Annotated in this window: 15 protein-coding genes and 1 tRNA gene; 12 read left to right on the plus strand and 4 right to left on the minus strand. The window is 38.5% G+C overall.

Annotated features, from left to right (window positions below; genetic code table 11):
* Position 1: 1 nt before the first annotated feature.
* Entirely contained in the window at positions 2-748 is a 747-nt protein-coding gene (locus tag CRO54_RS18540) for a DeoR/GlpR family DNA-binding transcription regulator (RefSeq protein WP_097133566.1), read from the minus strand.
* A gap of 268 nt (positions 749-1,016) precedes the next feature.
* Here CRO54_RS18540 and CRO54_RS18545 point away from each other — a divergent pair, with 268 nt between their 5' ends.
* The 5 genes from CRO54_RS18545 to CRO54_RS18565 all read left to right on the plus strand — a co-directional run bounded on the left by CRO54_RS18545 (position 1,017) and on the right by CRO54_RS18565 (position 8,617).
* Positions 1,017-4,094, plus strand: coding sequence for a SusC/RagA family TonB-linked outer membrane protein (locus CRO54_RS18545; RefSeq protein ID WP_097133802.1), 3,078 nt, complete (start codon positions 1,017-1,019; stop codon positions 4,092-4,094).
* 18 nt (positions 4,095-4,112) lie between these two features.
* A complete protein-coding gene (locus CRO54_RS18550; protein WP_097133567.1) occupies positions 4,113-5,687 on the plus strand; it encodes a RagB/SusD family nutrient uptake outer membrane protein in 1,575 nt (524 codons plus the stop codon).
* Between the two features lie 13 nt (positions 5,688-5,700).
* On the plus strand, positions 5,701-6,468 hold the full coding sequence (locus CRO54_RS18555; RefSeq protein ID WP_097133568.1) for a DUF4397 domain-containing protein: 768 nt from the start codon (positions 5,701-5,703) through the stop codon (positions 6,466-6,468).
* Between the two features lie 88 nt (positions 6,469-6,556).
* Entirely contained in the window at positions 6,557-6,772 is a 216-nt protein-coding gene (locus CRO54_RS18560) for a hypothetical protein (protein WP_097133569.1), read from the plus strand.
* Positions 6,773-6,922: 150 nt separating this feature from the next.
* A complete protein-coding gene (locus CRO54_RS18565; protein ID WP_097133570.1) occupies positions 6,923-8,617 on the plus strand; it encodes a S41 family peptidase in 1,695 nt (564 codons plus the stop codon).
* Positions 8,618-9,036: 419 nt separating this feature from the next.
* Here the strand turns inward: CRO54_RS18565 and CRO54_RS18570 are convergent, their stop codons facing one another.
* On the minus strand, positions 9,037-9,360 hold the full coding sequence (locus tag CRO54_RS18570) for a 2Fe-2S iron-sulfur cluster-binding protein (protein WP_171047938.1): 324 nt from the start codon (positions 9,358-9,360) through the stop codon (positions 9,037-9,039).
* Between the two features lie 19 nt (positions 9,361-9,379).
* Positions 9,380-10,390 (minus strand): NAD(P)/FAD-dependent oxidoreductase, encoded by a 1,011-nt coding sequence (locus CRO54_RS18575; RefSeq protein WP_097133572.1) that lies wholly within the window; start codon positions 10,388-10,390, stop codon positions 9,380-9,382.
* 259 nt (positions 10,391-10,649) lie between these two features.
* Between CRO54_RS18575 and CRO54_RS18580 the strand changes: the two genes are divergently transcribed.
* The 6 genes from CRO54_RS18580 to CRO54_RS18605 all read left to right on the plus strand — a co-directional run bounded on the left by CRO54_RS18580 (position 10,650) and on the right by CRO54_RS18605 (position 17,702).
* A complete protein-coding gene (locus CRO54_RS18580; protein ID WP_097133573.1) occupies positions 10,650-11,321 on the plus strand; it encodes a hypothetical protein in 672 nt (223 codons plus the stop codon).
* A gap of 82 nt (positions 11,322-11,403) precedes the next feature.
* A complete protein-coding gene (locus tag CRO54_RS18585; RefSeq protein WP_097133574.1) occupies positions 11,404-12,153 on the plus strand; it encodes a UDP-2,3-diacylglucosamine diphosphatase in 750 nt (249 codons plus the stop codon).
* A gap of 48 nt (positions 12,154-12,201) precedes the next feature.
* The gene (locus tag CRO54_RS18590) at positions 12,202-13,035 is read left to right on the plus strand and encodes a hypothetical protein (protein WP_138765859.1); all 834 of its coding nucleotides are present in this window, start codon (positions 12,202-12,204) and stop codon (positions 13,033-13,035) included.
* Positions 13,036-13,203: 168 nt separating this feature from the next.
* Positions 13,204-14,277: a peptide chain release factor 1 gene (gene prfA / locus CRO54_RS18595; protein WP_097133576.1), complete on the plus strand. Its 1,074-nt coding sequence runs from the start codon at positions 13,204-13,206 to the stop codon at positions 14,275-14,277.
* Between the two features lie 207 nt (positions 14,278-14,484).
* A tRNA-Asp gene (locus tag CRO54_RS18600) sits at positions 14,485-14,558 on the plus strand.
* 405 nt (positions 14,559-14,963) lie between these two features.
* On the plus strand, positions 14,964-17,702 hold the full coding sequence (locus CRO54_RS18605) for a thiopeptide-type bacteriocin biosynthesis protein (protein ID WP_097133577.1): 2,739 nt from the start codon (positions 14,964-14,966) through the stop codon (positions 17,700-17,702).
* Here CRO54_RS18605 and CRO54_RS18610 read toward each other — a convergent pair.
* Complete coding sequence (locus CRO54_RS18610; protein WP_179747349.1) at positions 17,614-18,633, minus strand: sensor histidine kinase; 1,020 nt, start codon at positions 18,631-18,633, stop codon at positions 17,614-17,616. The genes CRO54_RS18605 and CRO54_RS18610 overlap by 89 nt on opposite strands.
* Positions 18,634-18,818: 185 nt before the next feature.
* On the opposite strand from CRO54_RS18610, the gene CRO54_RS21280 reads away from it, so the two are divergent.
* Positions 18,819-18,980 carry a hypothetical protein gene (locus CRO54_RS21280; protein WP_179747350.1) on the plus strand — a complete coding sequence of 54 codons (162 nt, stop codon included), beginning with the start codon at positions 18,819-18,821 and terminating at the stop codon, positions 18,978-18,980.

Below are 18,980 nucleotides of genomic sequence, written 5' to 3' on the forward strand. Positions count from 1 at the left end.
ATTATATGATCTGCAAATCTTTCGCTTGATAAGCGGTTAGAATATCGTCTTCTGGCTCTAGCTCAGTAATCAAATATTTAATTGTGTCTAGTCCAGCAACTTTTAACCTTAGAGTTGTTCCCAACTTTTCCGAGATACACAATACCGCCGTTTTTTTCGAAGAGGCAATCATTGCTTTCTTTAATTGGTTAATCTCCCAATCGGTATCTGTAACGCCATCTACTGGATGCAGGGCGCTGGTTCCCATTAAACAAAGATCGGCTCTAATGTCTGCCAATTGACTAATTACATGGCCGCCATAGCTGATTTGCGAGTTTTTAGAAAATAAACCACCAATTAAAATGACCTCTATTTTTTCGTATTTGGCTAGCTCTACAGCTACAAGCGGACTAATAGTAATAAATGTAGCATGAAGATGCTGGGGCAGCTGCTTAGCCAATTCTATTACCGTTGTCCCGCCTCCTGTTAATACAACCATTCCATCTTTAATTAATGAGGCTGTTTTTTTGGCGATGGTAATCTTTGCATCCTTCGCATAAACCTTACTGTCGTCAAAAGACGATTGGTAAGATTTGGAAAGTGCACCTCCGTGTACTTTGTTTAATAAGTTGTCATCAGCAAGTTCCTGTAAATCTCTTCTGATGGTATCTTCTGATACGTTCAATAAATCTACCAAATCTGAGCTTAGCACACGATTGTGCAAGTTAATTTGGCGCATTATCATATTGTGGCGTTCCTTCTTTAGCATTATAAATGAAATGTTTGACGCAATTAAGGTAGCAAAAAATATTTTTAATTATGAATATGTAGTGAATTAAGCGTCACGTGATTGCGGATTTTTGCGGGGTTTGTTGGGTAATTTATTCTTTTGTGTTAAAATTTTGTTAAAATTTCTTTTTTTACTAAAAAACATTTATCATATTTACGTAAGCTTTAATGATAATGCGTTAATGTGCGTTTTTTATTATGGCTTAAAATCAACGAAACAATTAATTACTATTAACCAACAAGAGTTTATGAAAAAAAAATTACTCATGCTATTCTTGGCAGCTTTTCTTTTAGCTATACAAGCAATGGCACAGCAGGTGACTGTTACGGGTAAGATTACATCTTCAGAAGATGGTCAGCCTATACCTGGGGCTACAGTTAAAGTGAAGGGTACCTCTGTGGCAACTCAAGCAAACACAAACGGTATTTATACCATTAAGGCAAATACAGGAGATGTATTGCAGTTTGCTTACTTAGGTATGATTACCAAAGAGCAGACGGTGGGAGCTTCTACTAACATTAACATTACGCTTGTAACTGATTCTAAAGCCCTCAATGAAGTGGTAGTTACCGCCTTGGGCCAAAAGGTTAATAAAAGAGCATTAGGAACATCTCAACAAGAAGTGAAAGGTGAGGACATCGCCCAAACTCAAAGGGAAAACTTTGTTAATGCTTTGCAAGGTAGGGTTGCGGGTGTCGAAGTAACTAGCACTTCCGGTGTTCCAGGAGCTTCTTCATCAATTACGATTAGGGGGGTGAGTTCTATTAGTGGAAGTAACCAACCTCTAATGATTGTTGATGGTCTGCCAATAGATAACAAGACACTGAACACTTCAGCATTCGTTTCAGAGTCAAGCTCCAACACTTCACAGGCAAATAGGAACGCGGATTTTACCAACAGATCTGCTGATATTAACCCCGAAGATATAGAAAGCTTGGTGGTGTTAAAAGGTCCTGAAGCGGCCGCTCTTTACGGTATTGATGCTGCAAACGGAGCGATTGTAATTACAACAAAGCGTGGAAAGCCTGGAACTGGAACGATAGATTATAGTAACAGCTTTAGAATAGATGCGCCTAGAGGAAAGCCTGAGGTGCAAAAAGAATTTGGTATTAGTGGTGCTACTACTGGTTCATTTCTTTATTTTGGAAATGAGTATTTGCCAGGTACAACCTTTTACGATAATATAGACGGTTTTTTTCAAACTGCCTTAACTCAAAAACACAACTTATCAATGAGTGGTGGTTCAGAAAAAATTAGTTATAGATTTTCTACCTCATATACCGACCAGAATGGTGTTATACCTAATTCGCTTTATGATAGAATAAATATCACTGGAGCGACTCGAGCCACTATCAACGATTGGCTAAAAGCTGATTTATCTTTGAACTACACGTATTCAAACAATGAACAAGCTAGAAAAGGAGCTGGAGGGCCACTTATTGGTTTACTTGTTTGGCCTCAAACAGATAATGCAAAAGATTATTTAACTAGTATCGGCACAAGAAGAAGAGTTACTACACTTGGTGCGGGCGAAATCGATAACCCTTATTTCAGTGTAAATAAGAACAGGATTAGTTCAAAAAATAATAGGATTATTTCAAATCTAGGATTAACGATAACTCCGTTTAGTTGGGGTTTTTTCGAAACGAGAATTGGTATTGACAACTACACTAACGAGAATACTATTTTCAGACATCCCGAAAGTGCGTCAGGTTTTTCTTATGGAGGTATTTTAGATGTAGCTAACGATGTTACTAGAAATATCAACATGCAAAACTTGTTTAACATTAAGAAACAAGAGCTTGTAGAAGGATTAAGCTTCGATGCTACAATAGGTCAATCTTTTCAAGATTTGAGATCGAACATCAATTCTCTTTATGGGGAAGGTTTGTTAGATCCTAATTTTATTTCTGTAAATAACACAAGTATCAGAAATGCAAGAAGTACTTTAACCAGAAGAAGGTTAGTAAGTTTCTTTTCTAGAGCAACGTTAAATTATAACGATTATCTATACGTAACAGGAACAATTAGAAATGATAGAACTTCAACTATTCCTATCGATAGATATTCATTCTGGTATCCTTCGGTTTCGTCTAGTTTTGTTTTTACTGATGTTCCAGCATTTAAAGATGCCTTAAGTAAAATATTTACCTCGGGACGCTTTAGAGCAGCTTATGCACAAGTAGGTAAAGATGCTAGGCCGTACGCTTATTTACCATATTTAGAATACAAGCCAACTGTAGGTGGTGGTTATGGCTATAGTTTCTATGGGCCTAACCCAGATCTAAAACCAGAGTTTGCTAAATCTTATGAGTTTGGTTTAGAACTTGCTTTCTTTAAGGATCGTTTGGGCTTAGACGTAACTTACTACAACAAGAAAACTGTTGATCAAATTGTTAACGATATCAGAGGTAGTTATTCTACAGGATACATTCTATTTAACTTAAACGGGGGGTCAACCCAAAACAAAGGGGTTGAGATTTCGTTAAGAGGTACGCCTGTTAAAAACAAAAACTTCAGCTGGGACATCCTAGCAAACTTTGAAAAGGCAAAAGGTACTGTACTAGCGTTGCCAAATTCACTTCCTGAATCTTATGTCTCTGATACTTGGTTGTACGGTAATGTAAGAAATGGAAATACACCAGGTGAATCTACAAGGTCTTTAACTGGACTTTTTTATCTTCGAAATAATGAAGGACAAATCTTGATTGACCCAACTACTGGTCTTCCATTAAGATCTACAACTTTTGTTAGCGGAGGATATGATAGGCAACCTGATTTTTCTTTAGGTATCACAAATACGTTTACATATAAAAGCTTCTCTCTTTCTTTCTTAGTCGACATTAGAAAAGGAGGAGATATTTTAAATGCTACAAATCATTATTTGTCTACTAAAGGGTTGGGGATGAATACACTAGATAGAAGTGAGCCAAGGATTATCAATGGTGTAATTAGAGATGGTTTGGAGAACTCAGCGAATCCTACAAAAAATAATCTTATTGTAGTTCCTCGTTTTCAAACAGGATATTACACAGATATGAGTGAAGAATTATTCATAGAAAAAGATGTTAATTGGGTTAGACTTAGAGATGTTACTTTAAATTATCGTCTTCCTAGCACTTTATTAAAGAAACAGAAGTTTGTAAAATCGGCAAGCGTGTTTGTAACTGGTACGGATTTATTCTTGATCACTAATTACACAGGTATGGATCCAATTGTTAATGGAAACAGTGCGGCTGTAGGTGGTTCAGGAGGTGTCGGTATAGATTTTGGTAATTTTCCTATGCCAATGGGTATAAACTTTGGAGTTAGAATAGGACTATAGTTAAAGGAGAAATATAAAATGAAAAAAATATATATATCATGCTTGGTGGCTTGTACGGTAGCTCTGGGCAGTTGTAAGAAATTTCTAGATGTAAATACCAACCCCAATGCTCCATCGTCGGTAGCTTCTAATGTTTATCTAGCTCCAATGATACACTGGATGGTGACTGACGCTGCTTATGAGGGTCGTCACATTGGAAGATATACTCAAAACTGGGCTTTACCTGGAACTTCATTGAGTACTTGGGACAGGATGGGCTATGATGCAGCAAGTGATAATGGTGCTCAAACCTATAGGGATGTGTATTGGGTTTTGGGGCAAAACCTTATCGATATGATGGCTAAAGCTGAAGCTGAGCAGAGATGGGATATACTAGGTGTTGGCTACATTTTAAAAGGTTGGGGATGGCAAACATTAACTGGTATTCATGGCGAAATAACCATTAAAGAAGCATTTTTGCCTAATAAAACTACCTTCGCCTACGATACCCAGCAGTTTGCTTACGAAGAGAGCAGAAGATTGATTAACTTAGGTATTCAGTATTTGCAAAGAACAGATGGCTTTGTTAGTAGTACGAATATGGCGGTTGGTGATAAAGTGTATAATGGTGATAGAGCTAAGTGGATTAAGTATGCTTACGGTTTATTGGCAATTAACTTGAATCACTACAGTAATAAATCTACTTATGATCCTGTGGCTGTAATAGACGCGGTTGATAAATCTTTTGCTAGCAATGCTGATGATCTATTGTTAACTTATAGCAATACTGGTAATGACGATAGTAACTTTATGGGGCCTAGACGTCAAAATTTTCAAAACTATCGTCAATCTGAATTTATTGTGAGATTAATGAATGGAACTGAATTTGGTGGAGTTGTAGACCCAAGGATGTCAAGAATGTTAACGCCTAACCCAAGCGGTACTTATACTGGTGTGAATATTAATAGTACTTATAATGCAACAGCTTTAGCTGCGGTAACTTATCCTTTTAATATTTGGGGTTATAGAGCGAACATAAGTGGGGGTGCGTCTACCATGTACTTATTCCATGACAAATCGAGATACCCAGGTATGACTTACTCGCAGTTGCAATTCATCAAAGCTGAAGCTGCATATAAGAGAAGCGATAAAATTACAGCGTTAGATGCTTATAAAAAAGCAGTTTCTTCACATATAGATTTTGTAAACGCAAGAAATACAGATAACGTTCAATTGGCAACCCAGATCTCCGCTACAGAGAAAGCAGATTTCTTGGCTAAACCAGAAATTATCCCTACAGACCCAAATAACTTAACATTGGCGATGATTATGTCTCAAAAATACATTGCACAATGGGGATGGGGACATTATGAAACTTGGATGGATTTAAGAAGATATCATTATACTGATAAGGATCCCGTAGTTACAACAAAACAGGTTTTTATGGGCTTTGCTTTACCAACCTCTTTGTTTGGTGATAACAATGCTAAGACTGTACAGAGAATCAGACCTAGATATAATTCCGAGTATGTGTGGAATAGAGCCGAGTTAGATAAGATAGGTGGCTTAGCTACAGATTATCATACAGTGCCAATGTGGATTACTCAACCATAATATAGATAAGATTATGAAAAATAGATTAAGAGTTTTAATAATAGGTTTGATCTCACTTGCACTTTATTCGTGCGAGAAGAATGCAAATCAAATTATAGATACGAAAGAGTTTAATGGGCCTTTTTTAAGGGGATATAACTTTTCCCCTAGTGGACCAACTGTAAATGTATATGTAAATGACATCAAAGTAACAGCTATTGGATCCACGAATGGAAAAGAAGCTACAGCAGGAATTGCGGCCTATGGCGTATTTCCTACAACAAATAGTTACGTGAATCTAACATCAAAAGGAAATGTAACCGTAAAATCGGTTATTCCTTCAACTGCTACAACAAATCCGGGAGTGGTAACTTCTACTATAAACGGCGATTTGCAGGAAGGGAAATATTATTCTTTCTTTACTTGTGGGCTATACAACACTACAGACAAAACTACTTCTTCAGTTATTTTGGAAGATAAAATTCCTACATTAGACACCGCTGCTGCTTATTTAAGGTTTGTTAACTTGGTGCCAAATGCACCTAATGGTTATGATTTAGTAATTACAAATAGAGCTACTTCACAAGTAATCAATCTAAGTCCAACTCTTGCTTTTAAGGCCGCTAGTGATTTTGTTAAGGTTCCAGCTGGAATATATGACTTAAGAGCTTCTTCTGTAGGTGGTACGGTAATCAATAGAACCGAGCTTACTATCTCTAAAAGTTATGTTTACAGCTTAATTACCAGAGGTACGGCAGTTACTGCAAGTACGTTGGCTATAGATATGACCCGGAATAGGTAAATATTTGTTTTAAATTTATTCATAGCCCATCAACTTAGGTTGGTGGGCTTTTATTTTTTCTTAACTTTGCATCAAAACCTTTTCACCAATGGCAAATTTTACCCTTACACCTGAAACCTGGCAAAAAGTAAAAACTAAGTTTTTAAGAAAATACCGTGAATTAGCTGCGGTAGAAATTTCTTTTACGCCTGGACAGGAAGATCAATTGGTTCAACAATTGGCCAAGTTGGTAAACAGAGACAATGCTTATGTGGAGTTTACTATCCGCAAAGCCTTAGCAGATCCAGACGGAAACAGACTTTAGTCATCTCTATACCCTTATTTATTACTTTCCGCTAAAGTAACAGCCATGTGGTTTGAAAAATCATGATGGTTTTAGTAAATTTACTTTCTATAGTTTTTGTGATGTCTTGTTGTGAGATCGTAAATCGTAGCTATTTAAATTTTAGCTAAAATGAAGAAAGTAAAAATAGCGCTTTTTGGCGCAGTCATAGCCGTTACCACCCTAACCTTATCTTTCAAGGAAGATTTATTTTTAGTATCAAAAAATCTTGATGTATTTGCGTCGCTATACAAGGAAATCAATATCAATTATGTAGATGAAACTAATCCTGCAGATTTGATGAAGCATGGTATTGATGCGATGCTGGGCAGTTTAGATCCTTACACAGAATACGTTCCCGAATCAGAAATTGAAGATTACAAGCTGAAATACATCAGCACGCAGTACGGTGGAATAGGCGCAGGGACCGTTACTATTGCTGGAAAACTATTTGTAAACGAAATTAGCGAAGGGCACCCTTCACAAAAGAATGATATCCGACCAGGAGATCAGATTGTAAAAATCAACGGAGTAGAAATTGAAGGCAAAGAAAGATCGCAAATTAGCCAGTTGCTACGCGGTCCAAAAGGTACGCCAGTAAATTTGATGTTGTTGAGAGACGGAACGGTAATTAATAAAACCGTTGTTAGAGAAGAAATTAAACAACCTAATGTTTCCTATTCAGGGATGTTGGATGACCAAATTGGTTACATCCGTTTAGATAAATTTTTAGAAAACTCTGGTCAGGAAGTTAGGGATGCCTTAGAGCAAATCAATAAACAGAAGCCAAAAGGACTGATTTTAGATTTGAGAAATAACGGTGGAGGTATTTTACAGGAAGCGGTGAAAATAGTTAACCTATTTGTAGATAAAAATGTATTGGTGGTTACTCAAAAAGGAAGAAATCCTGAGAAAAGTATCACTTATAAAACTACCGCTAATGCTGTTGCACCAACCTTACCTATTGTGGTGCTCATTAATGGATCATCGGCTTCCGCATCAGAGATTGTTGCCGGTGCGATCCAGGACTTAGATAGGGGCATTGTGGTGGGGCAACGCAGTTATGGTAAGGGTTTGGTTCAGCAAACGTTTAACTTGCCTTACAACAGCTTGGTGAAAGTTACCGTGGCTAAGTATTATACGCCATCTGGGCGATGTATACAAGCCTTAGATTATACGCATAAAAAGCAAGATGGTTCTGCAGAGAAATTTGCTGATAGCACCTTAAAGGCTTTCGGTACCAAATCAGGAAGAACAGTCTATGACGGTGCCGGAGTTTTTCCAGACATCGAGATTGAGCCAAGTAAGTATAGCCCCGTTACCATTTCGCTGTTGACCAAGAATTTGTTTTTCGATTATGCGAATGCTTACAAAAAGACGAACAAAACAGTAGCTTCTGCTAAAGATTTCCAAATTAGTGATGCCAATTATACGCAATTCATTGCTTCGCTTGCAGATAAAGATTACAGTTATATATCAAGGTCAGAACGTTTGTTAAACGAATTAAAAAAGGAAGCAGAAAAAGAAAATAAAGCGGAAACCGTTAAAGCTGATTTAGAAGCCTTGAAAGCTAAAATGACCACGGCTAAGAAAAACGATTTGAACGCTCATAAAGCAGAAATTAAACGTGCGTTAGAGACACAGGTGATTAGTCGTTATTTTCACGAAAGGGGTAGGATAGAACAAGCGTTCCAGTACGATAAAGAGATAGCTAAGGCGAAATCATTGTTTGGTAACCAAAGCCAGATGTTGGCGATCTTAAAAGGGGATGGTGCCTATAAAAATATTGGTAGCCCAACGTTAAAAGTAAATGAAGTAGAGAACTAATAACGTCATTATTAATATAGTGTTAGTTCGGTTCAAGGATTATTTATAATTCTACCTAATTGTTATTGAAATAAATTTTTTAGCTCACCGCCGCTGGGCTCCTACTTTTTGACCGCAAAAAGTAGCAAAAACTCTCGGTTGCTTATTTTTCTTTCAAAGAAAGTGATTTGGCTTATTGCTGCTACCCGAAAACCGCTTAAGCGCTCTTGAACACAATTGAGACAATATATACTTGTGAAAAAATAAGAGACCGAAAATTAGCTGAACGGAGATTTGAGAGGCTATCGCTAGTAAAGACACTAGTTTTCTTATCCCGAATTCAAGTTAATTAATACTAATTGTCAAATTTAAAGGCATAAAAAATCCCCAAGGTTAGCCTTGAGGATCTTATAATATTTTAAGATAATCTTTTACTGATCTTATTGCTCTGCGTGTAGTCTCACCTTTAAACCTTCCATTGCTGGGCTTAACTGTATTTGGCAAGCTAATCTAGAGTTAGGAAGCAAATCAGGCAAGGTGTCTAGCATCGCATACTCATCGTCGCTCATTTCGTTTAGCTTCTCTTCGCCTTCCAAAACATCTACACAACAAGTAGCGCATAAAGCCATGCCGCCACAAGTAGCTAGAACATCGTACTCGCTCGCTTTCAGAAATTCCATTAAACTAAGCCCCATATCCGTTGGTGCTACGTGGTCTAAGGCATTTCCTTCTCTATCTTCTATAACAATATTAATATCGCTCATAATTATGTTTTTCGCTTTATTAAAACTCGCTTACGCCATTAACGGTAGTGTATTTCATTGTATATTTTACACCGGGGTTCATGTACTGGTAGGCACTGTGGCTCATTAATGAAGCTTCGTGGAAACCACATAAAATCAGTTTTAACTTATTGGTGTAAGTATTGATATCGCCAATAGCATATACTCCCGGTACATTGGTAGAATAATCATCTACATTTACCTCGATAGCACTTTTACTAATGTTTAATCCCCACTGCTCAATTGGGCCTAATTTAGGACTTAAACCGAACAAAGGAATTAAATGATCTGCCGCAACAGAAATAGTTTCCATGGTTTTGTTATGGATAATATCAACCGTTTCTAATTTGCCCTCGCCATGTACGGCATTAAGGTTACTATTTAAAATTAAGTTGATTTTTCCTTTTTCAGCTAATTCCATCACTTTAGCAACAGAATCTGGAGCTCCTCTAAAAGCTTCGCTACGGTGTACCAAAGTTAATTCGCTACAAACATCAGCTAAGAAGATAGTCCAATCTAAGGCAGAGTCACCACCACCAGCAATTACCATTTTTTGGTCACGGTATTTCTCTGGGTCTAAAATCATGTAGTTTACACCACGACCGTTTTCAAATTTCTCTAGGCCGGCAACCACAGGCTTACGAGGTTCGAAACAGCCCAATCCGCCAGCAATTACTACAACTTTGGCTTCAATCACTGTTCCCATATTGGTGGTCAACACAAAATCTGCTTCGCCTCTTTTCTCTAAACCTTCAATTCTTTCGCCCAAAGTAAAACCCGGGTGAAAAGGTTTTCCCTGCTCCATCAAGTTATCAACCAGCTCTTGAGCTAGTACCGAAGGGAATCCTGGGATATCGTAGATAGGCTTTTTAGGATATATTTCTGATAGCTGACCGCCTACCTGTGGCAAATAATCAATTAAATGACAACGCATTTTTAACAAACCCGCTTCAAAAATTGCAAACAAACCAACTGGCCCAGCGCCTATAATAGCTATATCAGTAGAAATCATAATGAATAAAATTTCTGCAAAAGTACAAAATTAAGTTTTAAAAAAAGTAAGCTATTTAGATGAATTCTAGATAGAAAGTCAAAAATTCTAGTAAATCTATAGAATTAGCGTTTTTGTAATGGTTTTAAGGTGCCTGAGAGACTGATATTTAATTTTTTATTTTAGGACATAAGCTTAGTATTAGAAGAATGTGCTATAGCTAATATGACTAAAAACATATATTTCTTGTAGCTTTTCTTTGCTTTTGTTAGTATTGTTGATGCCTGAATTAGAATATCTACTCGTATTTATGTTTTTTTTCGCTGTATGGGCCATTTGTTTCCTCGTCTGCGGACAATCGTGGCAGTTAATTGCGGCATTTATTCCTTTTTCGATAGGAACATACATTTATTATGGAGGTAATATGGGAGTCGATTTACTTTTGCTGATTCCCGTTTTGGCATTGGCCGTGGTTGATATCCACATTGTTTTAAGTAAACCAAAGTTTAAGGGGGTAGCTTGGTATATCAATTATCTACTGATCATACCATTGTTAGTTGCCTATGTTTATTATGCTGGGGAATTTGCGAAATCTGATACTTGGATTGGTATAGCATTTACCCACCTTTCAATGTGCTTAATTATCGTTTACGCTGGTAAATTCTGGTTTTCCGACGTGCTGCTTCTACTAATTAATCGCTTATGGATAAAAGAAAGGAACTCGCTACAAACTCGGATAAACAATGTCTATATCAAAGGTACTGGCAAATCAAGATCTTATTACGCTTCCATTTATCAACTGGGAGATACAGAAATCTCGGGTTTCTTTTATCAGTATGTACGTTTTAAGAAGATAGGTTCGCAAGATAAAGTTGAATTGGTGCTTAAAAAAGGATGGCTGGGCACTGAATTTATCTCGGGTTTCCCAAAAATTTTGGAGAGAAAGCTATAACGTTTTAAAGATTGATATCGCCGCTTTGGTCGCTAATCCGTTAATCACTATCATTTAAGCTTTTTGCTTACCTTTGGCTCATATGACCGAGAACATATATTTCGCTTCAGATTTTCATTTAGGCTCACCGAACCATACCGAAAGTAGACGGCGTGAAGATCGTATTGTAAGCTGGTTAAATTTTATCACACCTACTTGCAGCGAACTGTTTTTAATGGGCGACGTATTCGATTTTTGGTTCGAATATAAATATGTGGTGCCAAAGGGATTTGTAAGATTGCAGGGGAAATTGGCAGAAATGTCGGATAAGGGGATCAAAATCTATTTTTTTAAAGGTAACCACGACATGTGGGTAAAAGATTACTTTATCAAAGAGATGGGTATGCAGATCGTAAGCGACGAGCTGATTATTGAGCGTGGCGGTAAAAAGTTTTATTTGCACCATGGTGATGGATTGGGGCCTGGCGATAAAAAATATAAGTTTCTAAGGAAGATTTTCAGAAATCCGATTTGCCAGTGGCTGTTTGGTATCGTACCCCCACGTATTGGCATGGGCATTGCCGCTAGCTGGTCGGCACATAGCAGGGCGGCAAGTAAAACCGAAGAGGTTTTCTTGGGCGAGGATAAAGAATGGCTGGCCATTTATGCAAAAGAGCAACTGCAAAAACAGCATTTCGATTATTTTGTGTTTGGACACAGGCATTTGCCAATAGAAATGAAGCTGAATGACCGAAGTACTTACATAAATACTGGCGAATGGCTAAACTATAATTCATACGCTGTGTTTGATGGGCAGGAGTTGAGGTTGGAATATTTTGAGAAAGACAAGTAGTGTATGAAGTATTATCGTCATTTCGACTGTAGGGAGAAATCTAGCAAGATGTCTAATTCTTTACGCTTTAGGATTGCTTTATTCTTCGCAATGACGATCCCGTCCAGTTTTATTGTTTTATTGTTTACTTGTTTCGCCGCAAATGCGCAATTGAAACAAGTTGCCCAAATAGATACCACTGCCAAATCTGTCTATGTAGATAACCTAGATCACATTTACCTCCTTTCGGATAGAGATGAACTGTTGAAATATGATGCCAAAGGCACTTTGAAGTGGCGTTATAGCAACAATCGTTTCGGTAAATTGCACAGTGTGGATGTTTCGGATCCCCTACGTACAGTGCTTTTCTACGCAGATTTTCAACAGGTAGTAGTATTGAACAATAACCTCAACGAAATTACCAGCTACTCCTTTGCAAAGGATGGAAATTTATTGGTTTCTACGGTGGCATCTGGCAATAATAACAGCTTGTGGATTTTCGACAGAGCTGCCAATGCACTGATTAAATTGAGCAGTAATTTTACAGAGGATGTGCGTTCGGCTAACCTTTTTCAGCTTTTTGATGAAGTAGTTGATGCCAAGAAAATGGCAGCTTCTGACCAATACGTTTTTTTACAGCGAAAGAATGAAGGCATATTGCAATTTGATAGGTTTGGTGGTTACGTTCGGGAGTTGCCTATTGATAGCCTTTCTGATTTTAATATCACCAGTAATGTCATCGCTTACTTTAAGGGCAACGACCTGATCAAATATCATCCTACCACTTTTGAGAGTTCTAAACAGCAGTTGCCTGTATCTCTTCCAATTAAGCAGGTAGCGGTAGGCAATAAATTAATTGCGGTGTTAACTGAAAAAGCCGTATTTTTGCTGTCCGATAATTAAAGCGCTTGTTTATTGCATTGTTTTTAGTGTAATAAACCCGATTGAAGCGGTTGTACTTTTTTGTCGCAGATGCTTCGACAGGCTCAGCATGACACCAACAAAAAAGACAAGAGTGTAAAGCGGGGCTTGCTTTAATTGGAGTAATAATATTGATTTTCTTATAAAAATATGTTAGATAAATTAGAAGCTATTAAGTTGCGTTGGGAAGATGTAGAAGAGCAGTTGAGTAATCCGGATGTGATACAGGATATGAAGCGTTTTGCTGCATTGAACAAGGAATATAAAGACTTGACCAAGATTGTGGAGGAGTACAAAGTGTACAAGAACGTAATGAGCAATATTGAGGCAAATAAAGATATTTTGAACAATGAGAAGGATCCGGAGATGAGGGAAATGGCGAAGGAGGAGCAGGATTTATTGTTGGTGCAGCAAGAGGAATTGGAAGAGCGCATTAGGTTGATGTTGATTCCAAAAGATCCTGAAGATGCGAAAAATGCAGTATTTGAAATTCGTGGAGGTACGGGTGGTGATGAGGCAGCACTTTTTGCTGGCGATTTGTACCGTATGTATACCCGTTATTTCGAAAGCAGAGGCTGGAAAGTAGAAACTGTTGATGTAACTGAAGGTACTGCTGGTGGTTATAAAGAGGTGATCTTGAAAGTTTCTGGTGATGATGTTTATGGCACCTTGAAGTACGAAAGTGGGGTACACCGTGTACAGCGTGTCCCAGATACGGAAACTCAGGGTAGGGTACATACATCGGCGGCTTCGGTAGCGGTGTTGCCAGAGGCGGAAGAAATTGACTTTTACTTGAACCCAGCGGATATTGAACTGCAAACATCGCGTTCTGGTGGTGCTGGTGGACAGAACGTAAATAAGGTAGAAACTAAAGTGCAGTTAACACACAAACCGTCGGGATTGGTAGTGGTTTGTCAGCAAGAGCGTTCGCAATTGGGTAACCGTATTATTGCCATGGAGATGTTGAGGAGTAAGCTTTATGATATCGAAGTGCAAAAGAAAAACGGAGATATTGCGGCTAAACGTAAAACAATGGTGTCAACAGGTGATAGGTCTGCGAAGATCAGAACTTACAATTATCCGCAGGGTCGTGTAACGGATCACCGTATTGGTTTAACCTTATATAACTTGCCTTCAGTAATTGACGGTGATATTCAAGAGTTGGTAGAGAAGCTACAATTTGCTGAAAATGCAGAAAAAATGAAAGAAGGAGCAATTAATTAATCCTGTTCTTTCATTAAATTTATACAAGACCCCGACACAACTGTTGGGGTTTTTTGTTTTTTAACGTTGTTTTTGAAAAATAATTAATTGTAAATGAGGTGTTTTTGTGTGGTGTTAAATTATTTTTAAATTATTGTTGAATAAATGAAATATTCGCTCTATATTTGCATCACCAAAACGGAAAACGATTGTTTAACGTTAGCGAACGGTTCGGTAGTTCAGCTGGTTAGAATGCCGCCCTGTCACGGCGGAGGTCGCGGGTTCGAGTCCCGTCCGGACCGCAAAAAATCCTCAATCTGATAAAGATTGGGGATTTTTGCTTTTATAATGTTTTGCTGCTATTAGCTCAGAAGATCGAAACTAACCACAAAGGCACAAAGACCACAAAGTTTTGGTCTATTATAAAAGCAAGCATTTACTTTGGGAAATGCCCGCTTTCTGTTTATAGTAGCAGATCTTTTTCCTAGTTTCTACCCTGTGTTCCTGCATTTCTACATGGTTAACCAAGCTTTAAGTTTGCGAAACATTGTTAATAAACAGTACTCTTCATTTGGTAAAATGGGTATTCGTCTTGATGACCTATTGAAATTGACGTGTAAATTGGGATAATTTTTAATTTTTACTTTGTTGTAAAACATTGTTTTACAGTTTTTTAAATGGTTGTGTTTCAGGCCTAGCTTTGAAACATGGAATCAGCAAAATACATCATCTGTAGAGCTTGTGCATTACCGAAGGACGCACAACTATCAATCTATTGGGAACAGTTAAAAGCATTAATCGCAAGTGCTTCTCCAAGCTTATTTGAACAGATTGCCAATACAGATCATTCAGCACTTGACCAGCTCGATAAACGTACGAGGATCAGTATTGAACGCTACTTTAATCGAACTAGGTTCCGTCCCGTTCCGTATGGAAAGTTCTCGACAGTGGGATTGCTGCGGAACGAAGAAAATAAAAATGATGAACCTGTGCTCCATACTCAAATGGAACTGCTCAACTTTAGAGATTGGACGGAGATCAAAAAACTGGCAACGGCTGCAATTACTTGGACAGATGAGTTGATGTGGCGTACACAGGCTACACTCTATACTCATGAGGGTACACATTACTTTTTCCAATCTACCGAAGGCCAAACGGAGCTGTTTTCCTTAAATGGATTTGAAGAACTAGACCGATTACTTAGCTTTTGCAGCTTATCAAGGTCGACAGCAGAAATTAAAGATTTGGTGGGAAATGATTGGGATTTTTTCAGGGATATGATGTCCCAACTTTTGGAGCTTCAGGTATTAGTGCATAGCCATTTGCCTAATATTACTGGAGCAGATTATTTTCAACGTATTGGCTTAGCAACTTTTGGAGAGCAATTAAATGACTATTCGATTTATATCAGACATGCAGCTAAAGGTTTTTGTAATATAGGCTTGGAGCAGGAACTTGAACGTTATGTAGCTTTTGCAAATGAACATCTGCCGAGCCCAACTTTGAATGATCTAGCTGAATTTAAGCTACAGTTCACGAAGCGTTATGAGAACCAATGGCAACCTTTAGCACGGGTGTTAGATCCAGAAAAGGGCTTGGGCTATGCAGGGCTTTCTAATTCGGGTAATGATGATCTCGTCACACTGTTGCCGAAACAAGAGCTTATGCCACAATATCTGTTGCTGGATGATCTTTCGATGTTCTTGCTGAATGGGATGCTTGGTGGCAAAGCCGTAAATCTCGAAAATTTTACCGGTAAAAATATAGATCGTGTAGCACTGCCCAACACACTTAATGTATTGCTACAGCCAGCTAAAGATGGAGTATGGGCCGTAGAGCATATTGGCGGACCAAGTGCAACTAACTTACTGGGAAGGTTTGCTAAAGATACGCATATCGCCAATTTTACTGGAGAATTGGTCGATTTAGAGCAAAAAGCTAATGCTGAAGTAAAATTCTTTGACATTGCCTATCAAACAGACCAACGGACGGATAATATCAACCGTCGGCCACAACTCTATGAATTAGAACTAACTCTCGGTGGTTGGTCAACTCATCCCAAGCAGTTACAGTTGGCAGATTTATTTATTAACGTAATTGGAGATGAACTGGTGTTGTATAGCAATCGCTATCAATGTCGTGTGGTGCCTAGAATGGCTTCGGCATACAATATTCTTCGCTCTAGTCATCCTTTGCTACGCTTACTTGCCGATTTACAGTATCAGGGTATGCAACATCAGTTCTTGCCAGATTTAGAGCAGCGTTTTCCTAATATGGATTATTATCCTCCCTTAAAGTTTGGTAAGCTTTTATTGCAGCCTGCGAAATGGAAAGTACCTTCTTCAGCAAAAGTTGCTAAAACCGAATTAGACAAATGGCTGGATGAAAAGGTGTGCAATAGGTTTATTCGTATTGGGCGCTCAGATCAGTACCTATGTTTAGATTTAGAACTCGACATGGATCGAGAATTATTATGGGATAGCTTACAGCGAGATGCAGGACTACAGTATATCTCTGATTGGCCTTCGGGAGGTGAGCAGGGGATGTTGGATACCGAAGGAAATCGCTTCAGCTATCAGTTGCATTGGGCATTAACCCATCAAAAGCAAGTTTATGCACCAGTAACTGTTTTCAACAAGCCGCCACATCAGAAAAACTGGTCTGTGGGAAGCGACTGGTTTTTTATGTCTCTATATGCTTCGCCCGAAAATCAAACCCATATACTCAAGGAGTTAATTGCCCCGCTATTATTGAAGCATGAAAATGTGGTGCAAAACTGGTTCTATATTCTTTACAGTGATCCAGATAAGCATATCCGCTTGCGTATAAAATGGCATGCAGATGCCAGTGCTAAGATAAAATGGCAAGTACTGAATGAAATAGGTGGATGGCTTGGTAGCTACGGAATTAGAAATACGGTGATGAAGCCTTACGAGCCGGAGTGGCAGCGCTATGGTACAGCTACCATGATGGCAACCGAGCATTTCTTCGAATTGGACAGCGTACAGGCCACAGCAGTTATGGATATGGATGAAGAAGAGCGATTGAAGGTTTGCTATGGCTGGATTTGGGGGATGATAGGACATGTATTGAAGGATCATCTCAAACAAAAGTTATTCTTGGAAAAGATGGCCTCGATGTTTGCTCATGAAATGGGATGGAGTAAAGTGGAGTTTAAAATCCTCAATCAGTATTGGCGAAACATGGAGATTCCTGCTATTGATGCTTTTCCTAAAGCCAATATGTTGCAAGTATGGGAAGAAATTTGCCTCATTACGTCTGCTGAAGATCAGGAACAACGTTTAGCAGATTTTATCCATATGCATGTAAACAGGAGATTTCCAACCCACGCTAGAGTTAGGGAAGCGCAATTGTATCAGTATTTACTGCTGCATTTGAAACGGGTTTCAAAACGAGCTGAATTGGCACTCGTAGCTGTACGCTAAAACCTCCGTTGTCATCTGGGCCGTAAGCAAATGAGTGTGAATCTCCGTAGGCGTTATAAAGCCTTGTCGCCAAGTTTTGTAGGCCAGTTTTAGTAGATATGGCCGGTTTGTGATCGCTGATTTTGTTCCAAGTGGAAATCTGTAGCTGGTCATCTTCCAGCATTAACTGCATCTGGGCATCGGCTTGGCTGAGGTCGCCGTGTTTGAAACAATTTTCGGCCAAAGTGAGTAACACAAGGGGAACAAATTGTAAGTTGCACACTGCTAGTTCATAATCCAGTAGCAGTGTGCCCTCGTTTTTCTTTAGGGAGTATAGGTAGATGATATCTTCTACTTGCTCCAGCTCTTCGCCTAACTTTACCTTGTCATCCACGTGCTCAACATCAAAAGCAAACCTCATGACGTTAGCTAGCCTAGTTACGGCCTCACTAATCTGCGGTGCCGATTTCAATGATTGAAAATGGATATAGTTGAGAATGTTGAATAAAAAATGCGGGTTGATTTGTGCCTTTAAAAAGGCATTCTGCATCATGTCCAGCTCTCTTTGGGTTTGTTGTTGCTTGATGATAGCTTTTAACTGCTGTGTTTCGAGCTCTTGAGCATGCTTGCGCTGTGCAATGAAGCTATATAGGTAATAATATCCAGTAGAAAAACCCATGAAGAAAAGCCCTCTATAACCATTGCGTAGAAAGCTTGGCCAAGTCATGCCATATAGGGGTTTGATTGGTTTTTGGAGAAGATGCGTTAGGAAAATCTCTCCTAGCCAATGCGCAAGAATGTAGATGAGTAAGAAAATGATGCAGAACAACGGTATCCATAGCCACTGCAATTTCTTCTTTCCAATCCATGGTAATACTTTGTTAGATTGAAAGTAAAACAGAGCGATGGTGATGGCATAATGAACAACATAGTTGATAACTGGAGCACTCATCTCGTACAATATGTTGGTGATGATGGTTTCCCAACTGATGAACAGTGACCATACCAGGGCATGGAGCCTAAAACTTTTTTTAGCTATCATTTTTAACATTCCACATCGGTAAATAGGGATTTCAAATAACAGATTTTTCTTTGGATGCTACAAGAGCTAATTTCAAATAATAAGCCGTAAGCATTATGGAAAAAACAAGAGTAAAATTGGAAATTAAAAAAGTGGGTACTTTTAAGAAGGCCCACGTTAAAGTTGCTGCTCTCGACACAGGCGATCCCACGTCTACATTAACCTCTACAAAGACAACTATTGGTGACTTTAATTTTGGTCACCTTCGTCATCTTTAA

The sequence above is a fragment of the Pedobacter xixiisoli genome (assembly GCF_900215335.1).
Lineage (GTDB): Bacteria > Bacteroidota > Bacteroidia > Sphingobacteriales > Sphingobacteriaceae > Pedobacter > Pedobacter xixiisoli.